Here is a 20635-nt window from a genome sequence, read left to right as displayed (position 1 = left end):
TTCGATGGGGGAGAGTGTTCCCATGCGCCTGCTGATCGTGGAGGACGAACGGCGGCTCGCCCTCTCGCTCGCCCGGGGGCTGAGCGCCGAGGGGTTCGCCGTCGACGTCGTCCACGACGGCGACGAAGGGCTGCACCGGGCCGGCGAGGGCACCTACGACCTGATCGTCCTGGACATCATGCTGCCCGGCATGAACGGGTACCGCGTCTGCGCCGCCCTGCGCGCGGCCGGCGACGAGACGCCCGTACTGATGCTGACCGCGAAGGACGGCGAGTACGACGAGGCCGAGGGCCTGGACACCGGGGCCGACGACTATCTGACGAAGCCCTTCTCGTACGTCGTGCTGCTCGCGAGAGTCAGGGCGCTGCTGCGACGGCGCACCCGCGGCGCACGCACCGTGCTCCGGCTCGGCACGCTCTGCGTCGACCCGGGCACCCGCGGGGTGAGCGTGGGCGAGCGGGACGTGGAGCTGACGGCGAAGGAATTCGCGGTGCTGGAGCATCTGGCGGTCAGGGCCGGGGACGTCGTCTCGAAGGCGGAGATCCTCGAACACGTCTGGGACTTCGCGTACGAAGGCGATGCGAACATCGTCGAGGTGTACATCAGCGCACTGCGCCGCAAGATCGGGGCGGACTGGATCGCCACCGTGCGGGGCGCGGGATACCGGCTGGTGGACGCCGGTGCGTAGCCTGCCCGTCCGTACGCGTGCGGCGCTGGGCGCGACCCTCGTGGTGGCGGTCGCGCTGGTGGCCGCAGGGATCGCGGTGGTGGGTGTGCTGCGGGACGGACTCGCCGGGAACGCGCGGCTTCAGGCGGAGGCGACGGCGCGGGAGGTGGCGGCGCAGGTCTCCCACGTCGACGCGTCCGCAATCGGCGAGGACGTCGACGGGATCGACAGCGACGCGGACGAGCCCGTGCAGGTCGTCGGCCCGCGCGGAAAGGTGCTCGGTGCGGGCGAGACCCTGCGCGGCAAGGGCCCCGTCGCGGACTTCAACCGCCCCGGGCCCGCGGGGGACTGGGGGGAGCGCGACGACGACGGCGACGAGGACGGCGACGACGGCGGGACCGACAGCGACAGCGAGGTGAAGACGCTCTCGCTCCCCACGGACGACGACGGTTCCGCCGAGGCGGACTTCACCGTGGCCGGAGTGCAGGGCAGCACCCGCGACGGAACCCCCGTCACCGTCTACGCGGGCGCCTCGCTCAAGGACCAGCAGGAAGCGGTCTCCTCCGTCACGCAGGCGATGCTCATCGGACTGCCGCTGCTGCTGCTGGTCGTGGGCGGTGTCACCTGGCTCGTGACGCGGCGTGCACTGCGGCCGGTGGAGAGCATTCGCAGCGAGATGGCCGGGATCATGGCGAGCGCCGACCTCTCGCGCCGGGTGCCCGAACCGCACGCACGGGACGAGGTCGCGCGACTGGCCCGCACGACGAACGACACCCTCGCGGCCCTGGAGGCGTCCGTCGAGCGGCAGCGGCGGTTCGTCGCGGACGTCTCGCACGAGCTGCGCAGCCCCATCGCCTCACTGCGCACCCAGCTCGAGGTGGGCGCAGCGCACCCGGACCTGCTCGATCTGGACGGTGCGGTCCAGGACACGGTGCGGCTCCAGCAGCTCGCGACGGACCTCCTGCTCCTCGCCCGCCTCGACGCCGGCGAGCGGCCGGGGAAGGCCCGGGTGGCGCTGGGCGCGCTCGTACGGGAGGAGGTGGCGCAGCACCGCGGGCCGCACCCCGTACGGCTGGGGGAGATGGCCGTTACCGAAGTGACGGGCTCGCGGGCGCAGTTGGCGCGAGTGGTGATCAATCTGCTGCAGAACGCGCAGCGGCACGCGGCCTCCCTGGTCGACGTGTCCGTGCGGGAGAGCAGGGATGCCGCCGGCCGGTGGGTGGAGCTGGAGGTCGGCGACGACGGCCCGGGCGTGCCGGAGGACGAGCGGGAGCGCATCTTCGAGCGTTTCGTACGTCTCGACGACGCCCGAAGCCGCGACGAGGGCGGCGCGGGGCTCGGCCTCGCCATCGCCCGCGATGTGGCGACGCGGCACGGCGGAACCCTGACGGTCACGGAGGGCTCCCGCTTCGTTCTGCGGCTCCCGGCGGCGCCCGGCGAAGAGGGCGTCGGACCCTCGGCCGGGCCGGACAAGGACGGTCCCTAGAACCTGCCGCGTTCGGCGCGGAGTTTCTCGGCCACGGGCAGGAGCGTCTCGTGCAGGTGCTCCAGGTCCTCGGGCGACATGCGGTCGATGAAGTGGCGCCGTACGGAGTCGACGTGATGGGGCGCGACGCGGCGCATCGTCTCCCAGCCGTCCTCGGTCAGCACGGCGAAGAGTCCGCGCTTGTCGGACTCGCAGTTCTCCCGGCGGACCAGACCCGCCTTCTCCATGCGCGTGACCTGGTGCGAAAGGCGGCTCTTGGACTGAAGAGTGGAGGCCGCGAGGTCACTCATCCGCATCCGGTGTTCCGCGGACTCGGAGAGGTTGACAAGGATCTCGTAGTCGTTCATGGTCAGGCCGAACGGCTGGAGGTCGCGCTCCAGCTGGTACATGAGCAGGCGGTTCACGTCCAGGTGGATGCGCCACGCTCTCTGCTCGTCAGCGGTGAGCCAACGGGTGCCGTTGGTGCCGTTGTCGGGGTCCATGCATGAGACTTTACCCAGCGCCCGTACAGATGTGCGCTGGTCCCTCACTCACAGCCCGAACCTGCGCTGCAGGCTTCCGAGCTGGCCCGGGAGCTGCGGGGCCTGCCCGCCGTGCTGGCCCCCTTGCTGTCCGCCGTGCGGGCCTCCGCCCGGGACGCCCGCCTCGTTCGGCACCGCACCCGTCGCCTGCTCCGCCATGAGCGCCTCGCTGGACTGGATCAGGACGGTCCCCGAACCCACGAACTCGAACTGGTGCTCCTCGCCGGAGGCGCCGCCGATACCCGTCATGGCCCTGATGCCGCCCAGTACGCCCTTGAGGTAGCCGTGGTCGTAGTGATGGCACGGCGAAGGGCAGTCCGCCCAGCCGACCAGGGCCTGCGGGTCGACGCGGACGGGCGGCTCGACGAAGTGCACCGCACCGTTGGACGCGGCGACGAACTTGCCCGTCCCGATGAGCGTGAGGAACCCGGGGATGATCGACTGCTTGAGCGACAGCGTCGGCTCGAAGGCCAGGAGGTTCCCGGAGCGCACCGTGAGGTTGCCGTCCTCCAGGTCGTAGGAGTTGACGTCGAAGGCGCGGTCGGCGAGCAGCATCTTGCCGTGGCCCTCGGCGACGACCCAGTCGGCCGCGTGCAGGGGGGAGTGGAAGCTGCTCGCGACGAGGGCGTCGAGATGGCCGTGGCCGACGCCGCTGAAGTCGATCTGCCCGTAGTAGGCGATCATCTTGCCCTTCTGGAGGAACCACTGGCCGTTGAGTTCCACGCAGAAGGTGTAGGAGTTCACGTTGTCGTCGGACGGCAGGGTCGTGACGTCCAGGATCTGCGGGGCGGTCACAGCTTCTCCTCACTGGCCTGAACGAACACGGCGCCGTTTCCTGACAGTTCGAGCTGGAAGGCCTCGCCCGAGCCGCGACCCACCATGTCGCGCCAGCCGAGGGCCGTGGAGAGCTTGTTGCGCACGTCGCCGTGGTGCGCCACATATGCCTGGGGGTCCACGTGCACGGGACGGTCGGGGGTGACGGGCAGCTGGATGACGCCGCCGTGCGCCATCACCGCGACGGAGCCCTTGCCCTTGAGCGTCGTGGTGAAGAGGCCCTGGCCGGTGACCTGGCCGCGCACCATGCCCATCACGCCGCCGTCGGAGCCGAGGAAGAGCGTGCCCTGCTCCAGCGTGCCGTCGAAGGCGAGGAGACGGTCGGCCTCGACGCAGAGGGTGTCACCGTCCAGTTGGATCACCTCGACGTGGTGACCGCCGTGGCCGAACATCACCGTTCCGCTTCCCTCGACCGTCATCAGCGGTGTCGCCTCGTTCGCCACACGGCGCCCGATCATGGACATCACGCCCCCCTGGCCGCCCTGCATGTTGGGGGTGAAGCGGACGTCCCCCTTGTAGGCGATCATGGCGCCACGCTGGCTGAACAGCCGCTGCCCCGGCTGCACTTGGGCCTCGACCATCTTGCTGCTGATCTCGCGGAACGGCATCACACCTCGCCCCCGATCGTGTTGCGCTCGCTGGGCTGCACGTAGACCAGCCCGTCCCCCTCGAACCGGATCTGGAAGGACTCGCCCGAGCCCTCGCCCATGAACGTGCAGAAGTTGACCCCGGACTGGAAGTGCTGCTGGAGGTTGCCCTGATGCGCGATGTAGGCGCCCGGGTCGACCTGGAGCGGCATGCCCTGCGCGACCCTCAGGACCACGGCCGGCCCGTCCGACATCAGGGCTGCCTGCCCGGTGCCCTCGACGGTGGTCGTGAACAGCCCGTTCCCCTGGGAGGCGCCGCGCAGCCCGGTGAAGCTGGTGCCCGTGCGCAGGCCCGAGTCGGTGCAGAGCAGGTTGCTCGCTTCGACGTGCAGCGTCTCGCCGTTGAGCTGGACGAGGTTGATCTCGCTGGCGCGGTCGGCGAAGTAGCACGTGCCGTGCCCCTTCACCTCCATGACCGTCATCTGCTCGCCGGTCAGCCGACGGGTCACCATTCCCCGCAGGCCTTCGCCGCCGCCTGACATCTTCTTGAACGCCATCTCGCCGTCGTAGGCGACCATGGAACCGTTCTTCGCTTTCACGGCGTCGCCGGTCATCGAGACGGCGAGCACATGCGGACTGTGAAGTCGGAACTGAGCCACACACGAAACCTACCCTGGGCTGGGCGAGGCCGGGCAAGGCTGCAAGAATGGGCAGCGCTTGTGCATCACTTCACAAACAAGCGAGGTCTCCCGTGTCGATCCTGGAATCCCCGACCGGCCTGCCGCCGAAGTCGGTCTCCGCCCTGCGCCGTCTCCGTCTGGTCTCCACCCCGGAGGCGATCTCGTTCCTGCTGCTGCTCGTGTGCTCCGTGCTGAAGCGGACCACCGAGTTCAACGCCGTGCCCGTGGTGGGCGCCGTGCACGGCGGGCTCTTCGTCCTGTATGTGCTCTTCTGGGCCGACGCCTGGAACCGCGTGCGCTGGCCGCTCGGCCGGGCCGCTTTCATGTTCGTCCTGTCCGTGCTGCCTGCCGGTGGTTTCTTCGCCGACAAGGCACTGCGGCGTGAGGAGGAGGCCGGCGTGATCGCCGCCCGCGCCCGCAAGGAGCAGGACTCGCGGCGCGTGAACGCGGAGAAGCCGTGATCGTCGCCTTCTCCGTGACGCCGCTCGGGGTGGGCGAGGACGTCGGGTCCTACGTGGCGGACGCCGTGCGCGTCGTGCGCGAATCGGGCCTGCCGAACCGCACCGACGCCATGTTCACCTCGCTGGAAGGCGACTGGGAGGAGTGCATGGACGTCGTGCGCAGGGCGGTCGCGGCCGTCGAGGCGCGGGCGCCGCGCGTCTCGCTCGTCCTCAAGGCCGACATCCGGCAGGGCGTGACGGACGGCCTCACCTCGAAGGTCGCGTCCGTGGAGCAGCAGCTGGACCGGCGCTGAGCCTTCCGCCCCTGATGGAGCGGAGCGTTGCCCTCGGTGGGCGATCACCGGTTTCCGGCCGCGTCGACCTGGACAGGACGGTGGTCCGTTCAAGCGCTCATGCCCGCCGCTTCGGTGCCGTGCTCCCGGCCGCCGTGGAGGTGATGCAGATCACCAGACCCACAGGCCCTTGTAGTGGATCGTAGGTTTCCGGAACTCGAGCTTGAACTCACATGCGCTGTTTGCTGATGCAGTGAGAGTGATCGTCTCCGGATCGGCCGGGAGAGCGCTGTCGATCGTCGTGGTGTCCCCGGCGTTCGCGGAGAGTGTTCCTGACTTGATCTCTGTCTCGCCGTTGATGCTGAGAGTCCACCCTGTGCCGATGCTCAGAGGTTCCGAGCAGTGAGGGCCGGCGTCTTCGGGTGCAGAGAGGATGAGCTTCGCCTTCAGGTGACGTTCGAATGTTATGGCCGGAGACCGCTCATCGGGGGTGTATACGCTCCACAGGTCCTGATTGCCCATCTGCGTGTACTGCGGAGATGGAGGGAGGAGGGGGCGCAGCGCTGTGGCTGAACTGCTGATTCTGGCCGGAGGGTTCGACATATCGTAGTCGAGTTTCACGTTGCGGCTCTCGTAGACCGTCGACGAATAGACCAGTAAGAAGGCAGCCGCCCCAGCAAGAAGCCCTCCCGGAAGCCACGTCAGTCTCCCAGAGACTTCACTCTTCCTGGCCTGCAGGGGCTTTGCCGCGGGTGCCGTCCCATCGTCTCCCGCGTCCCGCTCGACCGGGCCGTCACTCCGGGCGGAAGGGCTTCCGGCGGCTTCGGGTGGGTCCGGCAGGGCGGTAGCGCCCGCAGGAGGGCCGTTCACGAGTTCTCCGCGGACAACTCTTACGTCGTCATCGGTGTCGACCTCCTCCGCCGGCCTTGTGAGATCGAGCATGCCACTCAGTTCGTCCAGCTGGCCCGCTTGCTCCTTGAGTTGCATTTCGGAGGCTTCGAGGAGGTGATCGACTTCGTACAACGGGGCCAGCCCGAATTCTTCCGCGCTCGTGAACCGGTCGTGGCCGGCGTCACCTTCTCCGAGCTGGGACTGAGGGCCCGGTTCCCGTTCATGGAGCCGCTCTCCGACCAAGCGCTGAGTGGCCAACTGGATTTCTTCAGCCCTCTCCCGCTCGCGCCGTGCCTGTGCGAGCTGCCTTCTGGCCTTCGCCAACCGTTCATGAGATGCGGTCAGTTCCTGCTGAAGTTCTGGACCCGGCGCATGCAGGCGCTTTTCGGCTTCGAGGTGCTGCACTCTTTCTTGCAGCGAGTTCACCATTCCCAGCAGCCGGAACACCAATGCGTAGGCTGTGCGCGCCTCGTCCCCCGCTTTGATCTGCATCTTGCGTGCGTCATCCAGCCGCAACGCCAGGTCTTCAGCTGAATCGGGGCGGCACGAGGCCGGCACCCGATGTCGCCCCTGCCCCCGATGCTCTGTGGCATCGGCCCCGTCAAGGGTCAACGCGGCGTCGCTGGTGAGGATCTGGCGGTGCCGCTGCTGCAGTTCGGGACCGGGGTCGATACCCAGCTCCTCAGCCAGCACGCCACGCGCCGTGTCGTAGACCGCCAGCGCCTCGGCCTGTCGGCCGGCCCGGAAGAGGGCCAGCATCAACAGCGAAGCAAATCGCTCGCGGAGTGGGAACTCAGCGACGAGCTGCGTCAGTTCGGGGATCAGCCGGCCATGGCGTCCCAGGTGGAGATCCGTATCGATGCGCTCTTCCAATACGGCGGTCCGCAACTCCGCCAGCCGGTCACGCTCCACATCCAGGACCGCGCTGGAGACGTTCTCCAAGGCCGGGCCGCTCCACAGAGCCAGCGCGTCCGCAAGCTCCGTCGCCGCCTGCTGGGCATCTCCCTCGGCGAATGCTTCCCGCCCCCGGCTGACCCGGTGCTCGAATACCGACAGATCGAGGCTGTCCCTCGCGACCCACAGGATGTATCCACCCTCCGACCACACCAGGACCTTGGACGGCGAACGTGCCGTCCGGCCGGGTTCCAAGATCCGCCGCAGCGCCGAGACGTACTTCTGCAACTGGTTGACCGCATACGCCGGTGAGGGAGCTCCCCACACCGCTTCGATCAACCGTTCCCGGCCCACCGGACGGTTCGCGTGCAACAGCAGCACTGCCAGCACGGCTCGCTGACGCGCAGACCCCAAGTCCAGCTGCTCCTCGCCCCGCCAGGCCCCGATTGCGCCGAACACCGTGAACCGTAACGGTCCTTCGGCGTCCTCTGCGTTTTTCGCGCCCACCTGCGACCCCCGTTGTCCTTCCCGCCCCGGCTCGGCCAGGTGCTCCGTCCAAGAGACACATTCGTGAGTGCGCCGGCGTCTCTTCCAGAGCCTGTACCAGTGATACGCCCAATCGAGCCGACCACAATACTCAGGCACAGGGGGGACCGCCGCGGTCCGGAGAGATCTTCTGAACCGAGAGGTATGGGGAAGCCTCGGTGTCTCGGGAGACCGGCAGATCGGGCCGGAGCCGCGGCGACGGCGCCGGGCCTGGGCTGCTTCCAGCGGTCGAGCAGCACAGGCCCGGCAGCCGGAGAACTGCAAGGCCGCAACGCGGTGTTCACGTCCACTCAGACGGCGAAGCCGACAGGCTCCCCTCGCCGGCCGGGTGAGGGGCCACGGGCCCGCTGGCAGGCCACCTCCGGGGCGGCGGTTTCGGCGGGTGCTTCGGGCAGAGCAGCAGCTCGGCGGAGGCGGCGGGGAGCACGGTCAGGGCTGAGAGCCGCCGCCTCCGCCGAGCAGGGCGATGCCCAACGGCGTGCGCTCGTAGAGCACTTGGTGATGCACGCGGCGAGAGGTGAGCAGTCCCGCGTCGCGCAGCGCCGAGAGGTGCGCGGAGACCGACGACGGGGCGAGTCCGAGGCGGGCGGCGAGCGCCGTCGTCGAGGCGGGCTCCTGCAACTCGCCGAGTACGGCCGCCCGGTTGGCGCCCATGAGACGCGCCAGCGACTTCGCCGCGCCGGGTGTGGGCCGCTGCCACAGGCTGCCGACACCGCGTGCGGGATAGATCACTGTGGGCTGCCAGGGCGGAGCGAAACCACTCACGACGTCGGGCCAGATGAACGCGCTGGGCATCAGCATCACCCCGCGGCCCCTCAGCTCCTGCACCAGCAGGGTGCGGGACTTGGTGCGCACCGACAGAGTGCCGTCGCGCCACGTCAGTCCGGGCCGGAGGTCCGCGAAGAGTCCTTCCAGGCCTTCCTCGGCCAACTGCCGTGCGCGGTGGGCGATGTCGGCCTCCAGCAGGTCCCGCAGCCGCGGCCAGTCGGGGGCGACCAGCGCCTCCCAGGCCCGCTCCGTGAGGTCGGCCAGCTCCCGCACGGCCCGTGCCGGGTCGGCGAGCATCGCCCGGCCGCGCGCCGACTCGGCGGCTCCCGGGGTGCCCGCCAGGGAACGGGCGATCTCCTGCCGAGCCAGGCCGGGGTCGACGGCCCGTACGCGCGCGAGTTCGTCGCCGAAGGAGACCGCGGTACCCGTTCCGCCGGCCGCGGCCGGCGGCGGACCGAGGAAGTCCGGCGTGTATCCGGTCTGCCGGGGCATCAGCAGCCACAGCGGGGTCAGGTCGAGCTCCGCGAGGGCGTCGTGGATTCTGCGCAGCCACGGCAGGTGGTAGCTGTGCCGGTCCGTGCGGCGCAGTGTGCGTACGGCCTCGTGGGTCTCGCACAGCGGCGACAGGGCGAAGCGGCAGCGCAGCAGATCGTCCGTGCCGAACTGAAGGTGCAGTGGCATGGCCCCCCGCTCCGCTTTCCTGTCCCTGGCCGTGCGGCCGGCCCTGCGGCCGGGCCCACAGCTGGTCCTCTGGCCGGGCTTGCGTCCGGGCTGGTCCCGCGGGCCGGGGTCCACGTCCGGCCCGCCGAACCCCGGCTTCGCCGTTGCCCGGGTCTCGCCGCACTTGCGGCCGCCGGGGATTCGTCCCGTGCCGAAAGAGTAGAGAGCCCGGCGCGGCGGCGACAGAGTTGCGGCATGACGTCTCAGCAGGGCTACCGCGCGGTCTTCCGGGTGCGGGAATTCCGGTTCGTCTTCGCAGCCCACGTGCTCTCCCTTCTCGGCGGCGTCGTCTCGCACGTTGCGCTGCCGGTGCTCGTGTACGAGCAGACCGCCTCGCCCCTGATGGCCGCCCTCACCTTCGGGCTCGGGTTCATGCCGCAGGCACTCGGCGGCGCGCTGCTGGCGCCGGTCGCCGAGAGGTACCCGGGGCGCCCGGTACTGGTCGGCTGCGACCTGGTCTGTGCGGTGGCCGTCGCGGCGATGACGGTGCCGGACGCGTCGCCGGCGCTTCTGCTCGTCCTCCGGGCGGTGACCGCGTTCGTGCAGCCGCTCTTCGGCGGCGTACGCGCGGCCGGGCTCGCGGAGATCCTCGCGGGCGACGCCTTCGTACTGGGGCGCTCGCTCATCAGGATCTCCGCGCAGGCCGCGCAGATCGCCGGGTTCGCGGCCACCGGCCTGCTGCTGATCGTGCTGCCGCCGCGGGGAGCGCTGCTGCTGACCGTCGCCGGGTTTCTCGCGTCGGCGGCGCTGCTGCGCTTCGGCAGCGCCCGGCGCCCGCCGGCGGCCGTGGAACGCACCCGCGGCGGCACGCGCGCCCTCTTCGCCGACAGGCGCGTACGGGCGCTGCTCGCGCTGTGCTGGCTGCCGCCCGCCTTCGTCGTCGTACCGGAAGGACTGGCGGCCCCTTACGCCGCGGAGATCGGCGCCGGGTCCGTGGGTGTCGGGCTGCTGCTGGCGGCCATGCCCGTGGGCGGCGTCGCCGCCGAACTGGCCGTGGGAGCGCTGCTGAAGCCCGCCACCCGGGAGCGGCTCGTGCTGCCGCTCGCGGGCACCATGCTGCTGCCGTTCCTGCTCTTCGCGTGGCGGCCCGGGCTGCTGCCGGCGCTGGTCGTGCTCCTCGTCGCCGGGACGGGTGTGGCCTCCACGCTCGGCCTCGACCGCTGGTTCTTCGACGCCGTCCCCGAGGAGTTGCGGGCGCGCGCCATGACGGTGATGACGGCGGGGCTCATGACGGTGCAGGGCATGGGCATGGCCGCCGGCGGCGTCGCCGCGGAGTTCATGCCGCCGCATCTGGCGATCGTGGCCGCCGGCGTCGTCGGGACAGCGTGTGTGCTGCTCGCCGTGGTCGCGGTGCGCGCGGCGCGGAAGGCGGGGGAGCTGCCGCCGGGGGATGTGCGGGATGCGGCGGGGGTGAGCGCGAAGACCGGTGAGGACGGTCCCGGGAGACCGGCTGCTGAGACACCTATGGCCGGCATGTGAGCGGCTACTAGGGTTTACCGCGTGTCGAAGCCCCTCAGTCTGACGTTCGATCCCATTGCCCGCGCCGACGAGCTCTGGAAGGAGCGGTGGGGGTCCGTGCCGTCGATGGCCGCGATCACCTCCATCATGAGAGCGCACCAGATCCTGCTGGCCCAGGTCGACGCGGTGGTCAAGCCGTACGGACTCACCTTCGCCCGGTACGAGGCGCTGGTGCTGCTCACCTTCTCGCGGGCCGGCGAGCTGCCGATGTCGAAGATCGGCGAGCGTCTGATGGTGCACCCGACGTCGGTGACCAACACCATCGACCGGCTCCAGAAGTCCGGCCTCGTCGACAAGCGCCCCAACCCCGACGACGGGCGCGGCACGCTCGCCTCCATCACCGACAAGGGCCGCAAGGTCTGCGACGCGGCCACGCGGGAGCTGATGGCGGTGGAGTTCGGCATGGGCGCCTACGACGCGGAGGAGTGCGGGGAGATCTTCGCGATGCTCCGTCCGCTGCGCGTGGCGGCTCAGGACTTCTCGGAGGAGTAGGGCCTGCTCGCCTGGGAGTCGCAGGCCTTTGCGGTCCTCTCTTGCCGGTTTCTCCGGCCCGCGGAAGGCCGGCCCGGCAGGCCCCGGCGCAGGTCGGCGCGGTGCCGGCGGCACGGCCCCTCCGCCGGACCCGCCCGCGCCGGTGCGGGCCGGGGGCGGCGGAGGGGCCCGCGGAAAGGGCCCGCGGAAGGGCCCGTTACGCTCGTGCTCATGAAGAAGTCCGTACTGACCCGGTACCGGGTGATGGCCTACGTCACCGCCGTGATGCTGCTGGTGCTGTGCGTCTGCATGACGTTCAAGTACGGCTTCGGCATGGGTGAGGATCTGACCTTCGTGGTCTCCCAGACCCACGGCCTCCTCTACATGATCTACCTGGTCGTCGCCTTCGACCTGGGCCAGAAGGCCCGCTGGCCGTTCGGCAGGCTCCTGTGGATCCTGCTCTCCGGGACGATTCCCACCGCCGCCTTCTTCGTCGAGCGCAAGGTGGTGCGCGAGGTCTCGCCGCTGGTGGAGGACGGGCGCACCGCCGCAGCCGAGGCGTAACCGCCATCCCGCGGACCCCGCGAGCCTCTTCGTCCGCACGCGTCACCGAACGATCGGTCGACAATTACTTGGACGTCCAAGTAAATTCGGGGGTATGGATGCACACGCGATTGAAGAGGGCCGTCGCCGTTGGCAGGCCCGGTACGACGCCGCGAACAAGCGGGATGCCGACTTCACCACGCTGAGCGGTGACCCGGTGGCGCCGGTCTACGGGCCCCGCGCCGGGGACACGGTGGAGGGCTTCGAGCGGATCGGCTGGCCCGGCGAGTATCCGTTCACGCGTGGCCTGTACCCCACCGGCTACCGGGGCCGGACCTGGACGATCCGGCAGTTCGCCGGCTTCGGCAACGCGCAGCAGACCAACGAGCGCTACAAGATGATCCTGGACTCCGGCGGTGGCGGGCTGTCCGTGGCGTTCGACATGCCGACCCTGATGGGCCGGGACTCCGACGACCCGCGCTCGCTCGGCGAGGTCGGACACTGCGGCGTCGCAATCGACTCCGCCGCCGACATGGAGGTGCTCTTCTCCGGGATCCCCCTCGGCGACGTGACCACCTCGATGACGATCTCCGGCCCGGCGGTGCCCGTCTTCTGCATGTATCTGGTCGCGGCCGAACGTCAGGGCGTGGACCCTGCCGTGCTCAACGGCACCCTGCAGACGGACATCTTCAAGGAGTACATCGCCCAGAAGGAGTGGCTCTTCCAGCCCGAGCCGCACCTGCGGCTCATCGGCGACCTGATGGAGCACTGCAGCCGGGGCATCCCCGCCTACAAGCCGCTGTCGGTCTCCGGCTACCACATCCGGGAGGCCGGCTCCACGGCCGCGCAGGAGCTCGCGTACACGCTCGCCGACGGCTTCGGGTACGTCGAACTGGGCCTGAGCCGCGGCCTCGACGTCGACAGCTTCGCACCGGGCCTTTCCTTCTTCTTCGACGCGCACGTCGACTTCTTCGAGGAGATCGCCAAGTTCCGCGCCGCGCGCAGGATCTGGGCCCGCTGGATGCGCGACGAGTACGGGGCCACCAGCGAGAAGGCGCAGTGGCTGCGCTTCCACACCCAGACGGCGGGCGTATCGCTGACCGCGCAGCAGCCGTACAACAACGTCGTACGCACCGCGGTGGAGGCGCTCGCGGCGGTGCTCGGCGGCACCAACTCCCTCCACACCAACGCCCTGGACGAAACGCTCGCCCTGCCCAGCGAGCAGGCCGCGGAGATCGCGCTGCGCACCCAGCAGGTGCTGATGGAGGAGACCGGCGTCACCAACGTCGCCGACCCGCTCGGTGGTTCGTGGTACATCGAAGCGCTGACCGACCGCATCGAGGCCGACGCGGAGAAGATCTTCGACCAGATCAAGGAGCGCGGGCGCCGTGCCGTCCCCGACGGCAATCACCCCATCGGGCCCATCACTTCGGGCATTCTGCGCGGCATCGAGGACGGCTGGTTCACCGGCGAGATCGCGGAGGCCGCCTTCACCTATCAGCGGGCGCTGGAGAAGCAGGACAAGAAGGTCGTCGGCGTCAACTGCCACACCTCCTCGGTCACCGGTGACCTGGAGATCCTGAGGGTCAGTCACGAGGTCGAGCACGAGCAGGTCCGGGAGCTGGGCAGGCGCCGCAAGGAGCGGGACGAGGCTGCCGTGTCCGCCGCCCTGGCCACGATGATGGAGGCGGCCCGCGGCGACGCGAACATGATCGGACCGATGCTGGACGCGGTGCGTGCCGAGGCCACGCTGGGCGAGATCTGCGACGCGCTGCGCGACGAGTGGGGTGTCTACACGGAGCCGCCCGTCTTCTGACCGCCGGCCGGGCGGTGCGGTCGGCGGTGGTGGTGCGCTCGTGCACGGGGCGATCGCCGACGGGCCCGCCCGGGCGCTCACTTCGGACGGAGGCACCGCCTTTCCGCCGCCCCGCAGGGGTGCGGCAGCGTGGGCCCTCCGGACGTCAGGGGGAGGAGGCGGCCGCAAGGCCGTGCAGGAACAGGGAGGTGAAGCGGCCCGCCCACTCCGCGTCCACCGGCTCCGCGCTGACCAGTGTGCGGTGCACCACCGCTCCCGCGATGACGTCGAAGATCATGTCGACCAGCTGTGCGTCCTCGGCGGGGTCGGCCGATGCGGCCGGCAACTCGCCGCGTGCCTGGGCCCGTTGGCGGCCCTGGAGCACGAGCCGCTTCTGCCGTTCGACGATCGCCTCGCGGATGTGCTCGCGCAGGACGGTGTCGTGGGTGGACTCCGCGACGACCGCCATCAGCGAGGCGTTCGTTCCGGGCCGCTGCAGGAGACCGGCGAAGGCGAGCACCACGAACTCGATGTCGGCCCGCAGACTGCCGCAGTCGGGCAGTTCGAGTTCGTCGAAGAGGGCTGCGACCGCGTGGACGACGAGTTCGCCCTTGTTCGCCCAGCGCCGGTAGAGGGTGGTCTTGGCCACACCCGCCCGCGCGGCGACGTGTCCCACGGTGAGCTTGCTCCAGCCCACCTCGACCAGCGCCTCACGTGTCGCTTCCATGATCGCGGCGTCGGCCTCGGCGCTGCGCGGCCTGCCGGCGCGGCGGCGCGAGGGCTCGGAGGGGGCCATGCCGTCAGACCATACCGGGCGGTCTGCCGCGGCGGACGGCGGGCTCCGGGCATTCACCGCCGGGGCAACCGGAACGGCACGGGCACGCGAGGGGAGCCGGGGCCCGGGCGGAACCGGGGCGCGAGCGGGACCTGGGCCGGAACGCCGGCGGAACAGGACGCGGGGGGCTTGCGCGAGGGGACCCCGTAGCAGTTACGCTACGAACCGTATCGGAAAACGGGGGCGCTTTCCGGTGCGACGACCACGACCACAGCCGGACGGGGACCCGGCGCGGCACACAGCACGGCGGGAAAGGGGGGAGACTGGACTCATGCAGCCACGCAACATGTCCATGAGCGGAGTGGTCGACCTCTCCGCGGTGAAGGCGGCCGGTGAGGCCAAGCAGAAAGCAGAGCAGGCCAGGGCGCGCTCGGCGGCGCAGGGCGACGCCGGCGCCCCGGTGAGCCTGGTCATCGACGTCGACGAGGCGGACTTCGAGGCGAAGGTGCTCCAGCCTTCCGCCGAGGTCCCCGTGGTGATCGACTTCTGGGCCGAGTGGTGCGAGCCGTGCAAGCAGCTCTCGCCCGTGCTCGAGCGCCTGACGCGGGAGTACGCGGGGCGCGTGCTGCTCGCGAAGATCGACGCCGACAAGAACCAGATGCTGATGCAGCAGTTCGGCGTCCAGGGGATCCCCGCGGTGTTCGCCGTCGTGGCCGGTCAGGCGCTGCCCCTCTTCCAGGGCGCCGCTCCCGAGGCACAGATCAGACAGACCCTCGACCAGCTGATCCAGGTCTCCGAGGAGCGCTTCGGTATCACGGGCCTGCAGGGCGCCGTGGCCGACGAGGGTGCCGAGGAGGCACAGCAGCAGCCCTCGGAACCGGAGGACCCGGCGCTCGCGGCGGCCCAGCAGGCCCTGGACACGGGTGACTTGAACGGTGCGGTACAGGCGTACAAGAACGTCCTGTCGACCGACCCCGGCAACACCGAGGCCCGGGTCGGCCTCGCGATGGCCGAACTGCTCGGCCGTGTGCAGGGTCTGGACGCGCAGCAGGTGCGCAAGGACGCCGCCGACCGCCCGGCCGACGTGGAGGCCCAACTCCGGGCGGCAGACCTGGACATGGCGGGCGGTCACGTGGAGGACGCGTTCGGCCGGCTTGTGGAGACGGTGAAAAAGACCGCGGGGGAGGATCGGGAGACTGCGCGTCTGCGGCTGCTGGAGCTCTTCGACGTGATTGGCGCGGAGGATCCACGGGTAGTCACGGCGCGTAGCGCCCTCGCACGCGTGCTGTTCTGACCGGAGTGTGCGGGGCCGCACCTTCGGTCACGACAGATGGTTTTAGCGACATCAGCGGCTGTGTTTTGCCAAAACTTGGCAATCGCAGTCGCTGTTACTCGCAGTAAATGCCCCTGCGAGCTTTCTTCTCGGATGTCCGGTTGGTTCCCGGTTCCTTCCCCCAGGGGTGACGACCCTGTGTGTCTGCCCTATGCTGATCGGCCGCTGAGCGGTTATCTGGCCGTTACTCACTGGTAACGCACCCCCTTGTGCGCAGCCTTCGGATAGACCACGATCGGCCAAGCTCGGTCCATTGCCCGCAGCCCGGCAACCATTCGGTGCCTTGCTGGCTTTGGATCCCCACCGAGCAGGACCGGCACGCAAGCTTGAGCTCGACCCAGTAACACCGCCGGTTCTACGGACAGGGGGGTCTCTGCCGAAACCGGCAGGGCCTGTCCGAACAAAGCAGGTTGCGCGAGAGCGTGGCCAGTGGTTGTCGCTCGGGGGTGATCGCCGACAGCTCGGACGTGACGTACCCGTACGTCTGTCGATGACGGCGCTCTCCTTCCCGAGGACGTAGCACTTCTCCCATCCCAGGTCAGGGAGCGGGCCGTTGAGGATCGGTCCGTCCAGGCCGGAGATGTACGTCCGAGAAGGAGGAAAGTCATGGAGTCCCTGGCTCGTGGCGGGACCAGATGGAAGCGGTTCGCCGTCGTCATGGTGCCGAGCGTCGCTGCCACCGCAGCGATCGGTGTGGCACTTTCGCAGGGTGCGCTGGCGGCGTCGTTCAGCGTCTCCGGCCAGCAGTTCAAGGTCAGCGCCGACCGCCTGGACGGCAAGGGCTTCGTCCAGTACGGCGCCGTCGACTCGACGAAGGCCGGTAAGAAGCCCGTTGCGGTCGTCGGCTTCAACGAGGCGAAGATCAGGAATCTTTGCCAGTCCGTCGTCGTGCCGGTTCCGGCATTCGGCGACGTGACGATGAAGCTGGGCGCAGGCGCCGATCCGGCGACGCCGGTCGAGGCCAAGAAGCTGTACATCGATGCCGATGACATCGCGGCCAACGCCCAGTTCAACAACATCGACATCGGCGTCGCGGCGGACAGCACCTCGAAGGGCCCCGGCCCGAACAAGGGCGACAAGTACGCGCCGGGATCGTTCGCCCAGCAGGCAGACAGCGCGACATTCACGGATGTCAAGCAGCGTGCCTGGGCGACCACCGCCGGTACTTTCAAGCTCAGCGGTCTCAAGATGGCCGTGAAGAAAGGCAAGAACGAGTGCTACTGATGCGCACTCGCTGACCGGATGGGTGTGGCGCGGCTGCTCCTTGCCGCCCCGCACCCATCCGGTCTGCTCCACCAACGCAAGCTTTGTGCCAGTCCCGAGGAGCTGTACGACATGAGCGCCGAGACGCGACAAAGGCTGACGACCGGATTCGGCCAGAAGCGCAGTTCGTTCCGGGACTGGCGTGGACAGCGCCCGTTCTGGGGCGGACTGCTGACGCTGCTCGCCGGCATCCCCATCATGTACATCCCGTATCACAACCTCACGTTGGGCTCCTTGACGATCCGGATGTCGACGACGGCGGGCGCCGGCTCGCTGATCATCGGCGCCCTGCTCATCGTGCTCGGGTTGACGATGTGGTTCCAGCCGCATTCTCGGGTGTTCGCCGGTATCGCGGCGATTCTGCTGTGCCTGGTCTCCTTGGTCGTCTCCAACTTCGGCGGCTACATGATCGGATTCCTGCTGGGTCTGATCGGTGGGGCGCTCGGTGTCTCCTGGGGGCCGGGAAAGCCCCTGGCGAAGCGAGAGGCTGGAGGCGATGAGCCCGAGGACGTCAACTCGGCCGCCCGCAGGGCACCCTCGAGCCCCACTTACTCCTCGTCGCCCACCGACGCGGACAGGGACTCGGAAATCGGCCGTCCCAGCGGCACGGCCCAGGACGACCTTTCAGTCTTTGGAACGGCTTCGTCGACCGGAGCCGATGTGAACCACGGGAACGGGAGGCACCGTGCCGGGTGACGAGGTTCAGGAGGAGGCGGTGCCGTCGGCGCAAGAAGCGTCCGACGCCGGCCGCGGGAGAATCGGACCGCGTCACGCGGCTCCGAGGAAACCGCTGCTGAACCGCCTGCATGTCCCCGCGGGCAAAGCGATAGCCATCGCGGCCATGCCGTCCGCGGTCCTGATGGGCATGGGGCTGACGCCGCAGCTCGCCAGCGCCAAGCCGTTGCCCAAGAACCCCTTCAAGGGCGGCGCCTGCGTGTCCCAGCCCGACAAGGACGAGGACGCGGAGGAGAAGGCCAGGGAGAAGGCCGAGAAGGAGGCCAAGGAGAGGGCCGAGAAGGAGAAGGCCGAGAAGGAGAAGCAGCGGGACGAGGCCGACGGCGGTTCCGACTCCTCCGAGCCCGGCTCCGGCTCCTCCGAGCCCGAGCCCAGCCCGTCCGGCGGCAGCGGCGGCAGCGGCGGGTCCGAGGACCCCGAGCCCAGCCCGTCACCGTCCGACCCCGAAGAGGACGAGGACGGCGGCGGTCTCCTGGGCGGTGTCGGCGACGCGATCGGCGACATCCTCTCCCCCGAAGAGAAGGCAGCGGAGAAGAAGGAGGAGGAAGAGGAGAAGGCCTCTTCCTCCCCCGAGCCCTCCACCAAGGCGGACGAGCCGGTCGGCGACGCCGTCGAGAAGGTGGGCGACGGCCTCAAGGACACCACCGACAAGCTCGGCAAGGGTGTCGAAGAGGCCGGCAAGGGCGCCGCGGACAAGCTGCCTTCGGCCGGCGAGGACGAGGCCGGAGAGGAGAACGCCCGCAAGGACGGCAAGGACTTCCCCTGCGTCGAGGCGAAGAAGTCCGCCGGGAAGGACGAGCAGACTCCGAACAGCCTGCCCAACGAGCCGTGGCAGCTGAAGGCCAGTTCGCTCGGTCTGCACGGCCTGGACTACGAGGGCGTCGTCAACATCCGCACGCAGGACGGCAGGACCAAGCAGGCCCTGAAGTTCACCGCGAGCAGCCTCGACATCGGCGACCTGCACCAGATCGTGAAGGGCCCGGACGGCACCAACTACCACGTCCAGGCTGCCAAGGGCTCCACCTCCACGATCCGTGGCGGCAAGGTGACGATGTACACCGAGGAACTCAAGGGCAACCTGTTCGGGCTGATCCCGATCGTCTTCGACCCGGAGCACCCGCCGCCGCTGAACATCCCCGAGGCGTACTTCACCAACGTCGAGGTGAGGCAGGCCGGTCAGTTCGGGGGCAATCTGACGGTCCCCGGTCTGCACCAGAGCATCGACTGAGCCGCCCGCAGCCGTTCACCGGGAGCCGCCACAGCAGGGCCCGCGACCTCAACGAGGCCGCGGGCCCTGCTCGTTGCGCTCCGCGGGTGTGAGCCGCGCGTGAGCCGTGAGCCGTGTGCGGGACAGGCGGCCTCGGGCGAGACTGCCGCGGGCCCGTGGCCGGAGAACCGGCCACGGGCCCGCAGCAGTCGGGCTCAGGCGCGCGAGCCCGGTCAGTGCGCCGAGCCGCCCAGGTGGTGCACCCGGACCATGTTCGTGGTGCCCGGGACACCGGGCGGGGAGCCCGCGGTGATGAGCATCGTGTCGCCTTCGTCGTAGCGCTGGAGCTTCAGCAGTTCCGCGTCGACCAGTTCGACCATCTCGTCGGTGTGCTCCACGTGCGGCACCACGTACGTCTCCACGCCCCAGCTCAGCGTGAGCTGGTTGCGGGTCTCGGGCTCGGTGGTGAAGGCGAGGATCGGCTGGCAGGCCCGGTAGCGGGAGAGCCGGCGGGCGGTGTCGCCGGACTTGGTGAACGCCACGAGCGCCTTTCCGTCCAGGAAGTCCGCCATCTCGGCCGCGGCGCGTGCCACCGAACCGCCCTGCGTGCGGGGCTTCTTGCCCGGCACGAGCGGCTGCAGGCCGCGGCTGAGCAGTTCCTCCTCGGCCGCCTCCACGATCTTCGACATCGTCTTGACGGTCTCCACCGGGTACTGGCCGACGGAGGACTCCGCGGAGAGCATGACCGCGTCCGCCCCGTCCAGGATCGCGTTGGCGACGTCGGAGGCCTCGGCGCGCGTGGGACGGGAGTTGGTGATCATCGACTCCATCATCTGGGTCGCGACGATCACCGGCTTTGCGTTGCGGCGGCACATCTCGATCAGCCGCTTCTGCACCATCGGCACCCGCTCCAGCGGATATTCGACGGCCAGGTCGCCGCGGGCCACCATCACGCCGTCGAACGCCATGACGACGTCTTCCATGTTCGCGACGGCCTGCGGCTTCTCGACCTTGGCGATCAGCGGGACGCGCCGGCCGACCTCGTCCATGATCCGGTGCACGTCGCGCACGTCGGAGGCGTCCCTGACGAACGACAGCGCCACCATGTCGCAGCCCATGCGCAGGGCGAAGCGCAGGTCCTCGATGTCCTTCTCGGACAGCGCGGGGACGTTCACCGCCGCACCCGGCAGGTTGATGCCCTTGTGATCGGAGATGACGCCGCCCTCGATCACGATGGTGCGCACATGCGGACCGTCGACCTCGGTGACCTGGAGGGCCACGTTCCCGTCGTTGATGAGGACGGGGTCGCCCTTGGTGACGTCTCCCGGCAGCCCCTTGTACGTGGTGCCGCAGATCGTCCTGTCACCCTCGACGTCCTCGGTGGTGATGGTGAACTCCTCGCCGCGCACCAGCTCGACGGGCCCCTCCGCGAAGGTCTCCAGGCGGATCTTGGGGCCCTGGAGGTCGGCCAGTACGCCCACCGCCCGGCCGGTCTCCTCCGCGGCCTTGCGGACGCGGTCGTACCGCTCCTGGTGCTCGGGCTGGGTGCCGTGGCTCATGTTGAATCGGGCCACGTTCATGCCGGCCTCGATCAGCGTTTTCAGCTGCTCGTAGGAGTCGACGGCTGGGCCCAGGGTGCAGACGATTTTGGAACGGCGCATGAGGACG

The 20635-nt window shown here is 69.6% G+C and carries 20 protein-coding genes; 12 read left to right on the top strand and 8 right to left on the bottom strand.

All coding sequences use genetic code 11. From position 1 onward, the window contains the following. The first annotated feature begins 22 nt into the window (after positions 1 to 22). Both H180DRAFT_RS25240 and H180DRAFT_RS25235 read left to right on the top strand, forming a co-directional pair. Positions 23 to 688, top strand: coding sequence for a response regulator transcription factor (locus H180DRAFT_RS25240; protein WP_055488444.1), 666 nt, complete (start codon positions 23 to 25; stop codon positions 686 to 688). Continuing rightward, on the top strand, positions 681 to 2153 hold the full coding sequence (locus tag H180DRAFT_RS25235; RefSeq protein WP_055488443.1) for a sensor histidine kinase: 1473 nt from the start codon (positions 681 to 683) through the stop codon (positions 2151 to 2153). Before H180DRAFT_RS25240 ends, H180DRAFT_RS25235 begins: the two co-directional genes overlap by 8 nt. On the opposite strand, the gene H180DRAFT_RS25230 is transcribed toward H180DRAFT_RS25235, so the two are convergent. Genes H180DRAFT_RS25230 through H180DRAFT_RS25215 form a run of 4 tightly spaced genes read right to left on the bottom strand, consistent with a single transcriptional unit; the run spans position 2150 to position 4754 of the window. Next, positions 2150 to 2635 carry a MarR family winged helix-turn-helix transcriptional regulator gene (locus H180DRAFT_RS25230; RefSeq protein WP_055488442.1) on the bottom strand — a complete coding sequence of 162 codons (486 nt, stop codon included), beginning with the start codon at positions 2633 to 2635 and terminating at the stop codon, positions 2150 to 2152. The two genes, H180DRAFT_RS25235 and H180DRAFT_RS25230, sit on opposite strands and share 4 nt — an antisense overlap. 48 nt (positions 2636 to 2683) lie before the next feature. Continuing rightward, positions 2684 to 3469, bottom strand: coding sequence for an AIM24 family protein (locus H180DRAFT_RS25225; RefSeq protein WP_055488441.1), 786 nt, complete (start codon positions 3467 to 3469; stop codon positions 2684 to 2686). Beyond that, positions 3466 to 4116 (bottom strand): AIM24 family protein, encoded by a 651-nt coding sequence (locus tag H180DRAFT_RS25220; protein ID WP_055488440.1) that lies wholly within the window; start codon positions 4114 to 4116, stop codon positions 3466 to 3468. Before H180DRAFT_RS25220 ends, H180DRAFT_RS25225 begins: the two co-directional genes overlap by 4 nt. Further along, the gene (locus H180DRAFT_RS25215; protein WP_055488439.1) at positions 4116 to 4754 is read right to left on the bottom strand and encodes an AIM24 family protein; all 639 of its coding nucleotides are present in this window, start codon (positions 4752 to 4754) and stop codon (positions 4116 to 4118) included. Before H180DRAFT_RS25215 ends, H180DRAFT_RS25220 begins: the two co-directional genes overlap by 1 nt. 119 nt (positions 4755 to 4873) lie before the next feature. Here H180DRAFT_RS25215 and H180DRAFT_RS25210 point away from each other — a divergent pair, with 119 nt between their 5' ends. Both H180DRAFT_RS25210 and H180DRAFT_RS25205 read left to right on the top strand, forming a co-directional pair. Further along, complete coding sequence (locus H180DRAFT_RS25210) at positions 4874 to 5236, top strand: DUF3817 domain-containing protein (RefSeq protein WP_107097768.1); 363 nt, start codon at positions 4874 to 4876, stop codon at positions 5234 to 5236. Then, positions 5233 to 5529 carry an MTH1187 family thiamine-binding protein gene (locus tag H180DRAFT_RS25205; RefSeq protein WP_055488437.1) on the top strand — a complete coding sequence of 99 codons (297 nt, stop codon included), beginning with the start codon at positions 5233 to 5235 and terminating at the stop codon, positions 5527 to 5529. The genes H180DRAFT_RS25210 and H180DRAFT_RS25205 overlap by 4 nt, the downstream gene beginning before the upstream one ends. 150 nt (positions 5530 to 5679) lie before the next feature. On the opposite strand, the gene H180DRAFT_RS25200 is transcribed toward H180DRAFT_RS25205, so the two are convergent. Together H180DRAFT_RS25200 and H180DRAFT_RS25195 are read right to left on the bottom strand one after the other, a co-directional pair. After that, a complete protein-coding gene (locus H180DRAFT_RS25200; protein WP_139151440.1) occupies positions 5680 to 7800 on the bottom strand; it encodes an AfsR/SARP family transcriptional regulator in 2121 nt (706 codons plus the stop codon). A gap of 468 nt (positions 7801 to 8268) precedes the next feature. Further along, a complete protein-coding gene (locus tag H180DRAFT_RS25195; protein ID WP_055488435.1) occupies positions 8269 to 9288 on the bottom strand; it encodes an ArsR/SmtB family transcription factor in 1020 nt (339 codons plus the stop codon). Between the two features lie 234 nt (positions 9289 to 9522). Here H180DRAFT_RS25195 and H180DRAFT_RS25190 point away from each other — a divergent pair, with 234 nt between their 5' ends. The 4 genes from H180DRAFT_RS25190 (at position 9523) to H180DRAFT_RS25175 (ending at position 13675) form a co-directional block, all read left to right on the top strand. After that, a complete protein-coding gene (locus H180DRAFT_RS25190) occupies positions 9523 to 10806 on the top strand; it encodes an MFS transporter (protein ID WP_074466991.1) in 1284 nt (427 codons plus the stop codon). Between the two features lie 21 nt (positions 10807 to 10827). Further along, positions 10828 to 11337 (top strand): MarR family winged helix-turn-helix transcriptional regulator, encoded by a 510-nt coding sequence (locus tag H180DRAFT_RS25185; protein WP_055488434.1) that lies wholly within the window; start codon positions 10828 to 10830, stop codon positions 11335 to 11337. A 210-nt stretch (positions 11338 to 11547) separates the two neighbouring features. Beyond that, on the top strand, positions 11548 to 11880 hold the full coding sequence (locus H180DRAFT_RS25180) for a DUF3817 domain-containing protein (protein WP_055488495.1): 333 nt from the start codon (positions 11548 to 11550) through the stop codon (positions 11878 to 11880). Between the two features lie 94 nt (positions 11881 to 11974). After that, positions 11975 to 13675 carry a coenzyme B12-dependent isobutyryl-CoA mutase large subunit gene (locus H180DRAFT_RS25175; RefSeq protein WP_055488433.1) on the top strand — a complete coding sequence of 567 codons (1701 nt, stop codon included), beginning with the start codon at positions 11975 to 11977 and terminating at the stop codon, positions 13673 to 13675. Positions 13676 to 13820: 145 nt separating this feature from the next. Here H180DRAFT_RS25175 and H180DRAFT_RS25170 read toward each other — a convergent pair whose 3' ends face one another. Then, positions 13821 to 14450 carry a TetR/AcrR family transcriptional regulator gene (locus H180DRAFT_RS25170; RefSeq protein WP_055488432.1) on the bottom strand — a complete coding sequence of 210 codons (630 nt, stop codon included), beginning with the start codon at positions 14448 to 14450 and terminating at the stop codon, positions 13821 to 13823. A gap of 310 nt (positions 14451 to 14760) precedes the next feature. On the opposite strand from H180DRAFT_RS25170, the gene H180DRAFT_RS25165 reads away from it, so the two are divergent. The 4 genes from H180DRAFT_RS25165 (at position 14761) to H180DRAFT_RS25145 (ending at position 18988) form a co-directional block, all read left to right on the top strand. Beyond that, positions 14761 to 15723 carry a tetratricopeptide repeat protein gene (locus H180DRAFT_RS25165; RefSeq protein WP_055488431.1) on the top strand — a complete coding sequence of 321 codons (963 nt, stop codon included), beginning with the start codon at positions 14761 to 14763 and terminating at the stop codon, positions 15721 to 15723. Between the two features lie 645 nt (positions 15724 to 16368). After that, positions 16369 to 16986, top strand: a complete 618-nt coding sequence (locus tag H180DRAFT_RS25155; protein ID WP_055488430.1) for a DUF6230 family protein — start codon at positions 16369 to 16371, stop codon at positions 16984 to 16986. 111 nt (positions 16987 to 17097) lie between these two features. Further along, positions 17098 to 17721 (top strand): DUF6114 domain-containing protein, encoded by a 624-nt coding sequence (locus H180DRAFT_RS25150; protein ID WP_055488429.1) that lies wholly within the window; start codon positions 17098 to 17100, stop codon positions 17719 to 17721. Between the two features lie 145 nt (positions 17722 to 17866). Next, positions 17867 to 18988, top strand: coding sequence for a hypothetical protein (locus H180DRAFT_RS25145; protein WP_254666179.1), 1122 nt, complete (start codon positions 17867 to 17869; stop codon positions 18986 to 18988). 212 nt (positions 18989 to 19200) lie between these two features. Here the strand turns inward: H180DRAFT_RS25145 and pyk are convergent, their stop codons facing one another. Further along, the gene (gene pyk / locus H180DRAFT_RS25140) at positions 19201 to 20628 is read right to left on the bottom strand and encodes a pyruvate kinase (protein ID WP_055488427.1); all 1428 of its coding nucleotides are present in this window, start codon (positions 20626 to 20628) and stop codon (positions 19201 to 19203) included. Between the last annotated feature and the right edge of the window lie 7 nt (positions 20629 to 20635).

The sequence above is a fragment of the Streptomyces sp. WMMB 322 genome (assembly GCF_900090145.1).
Classification (GTDB): domain Bacteria; phylum Actinomycetota; class Actinomycetes; order Streptomycetales; family Streptomycetaceae; genus Streptomyces.
Note: the sequence above shows the minus strand (reverse complement) of the source record. Positions and strands in the feature narration are given on the sequence as shown.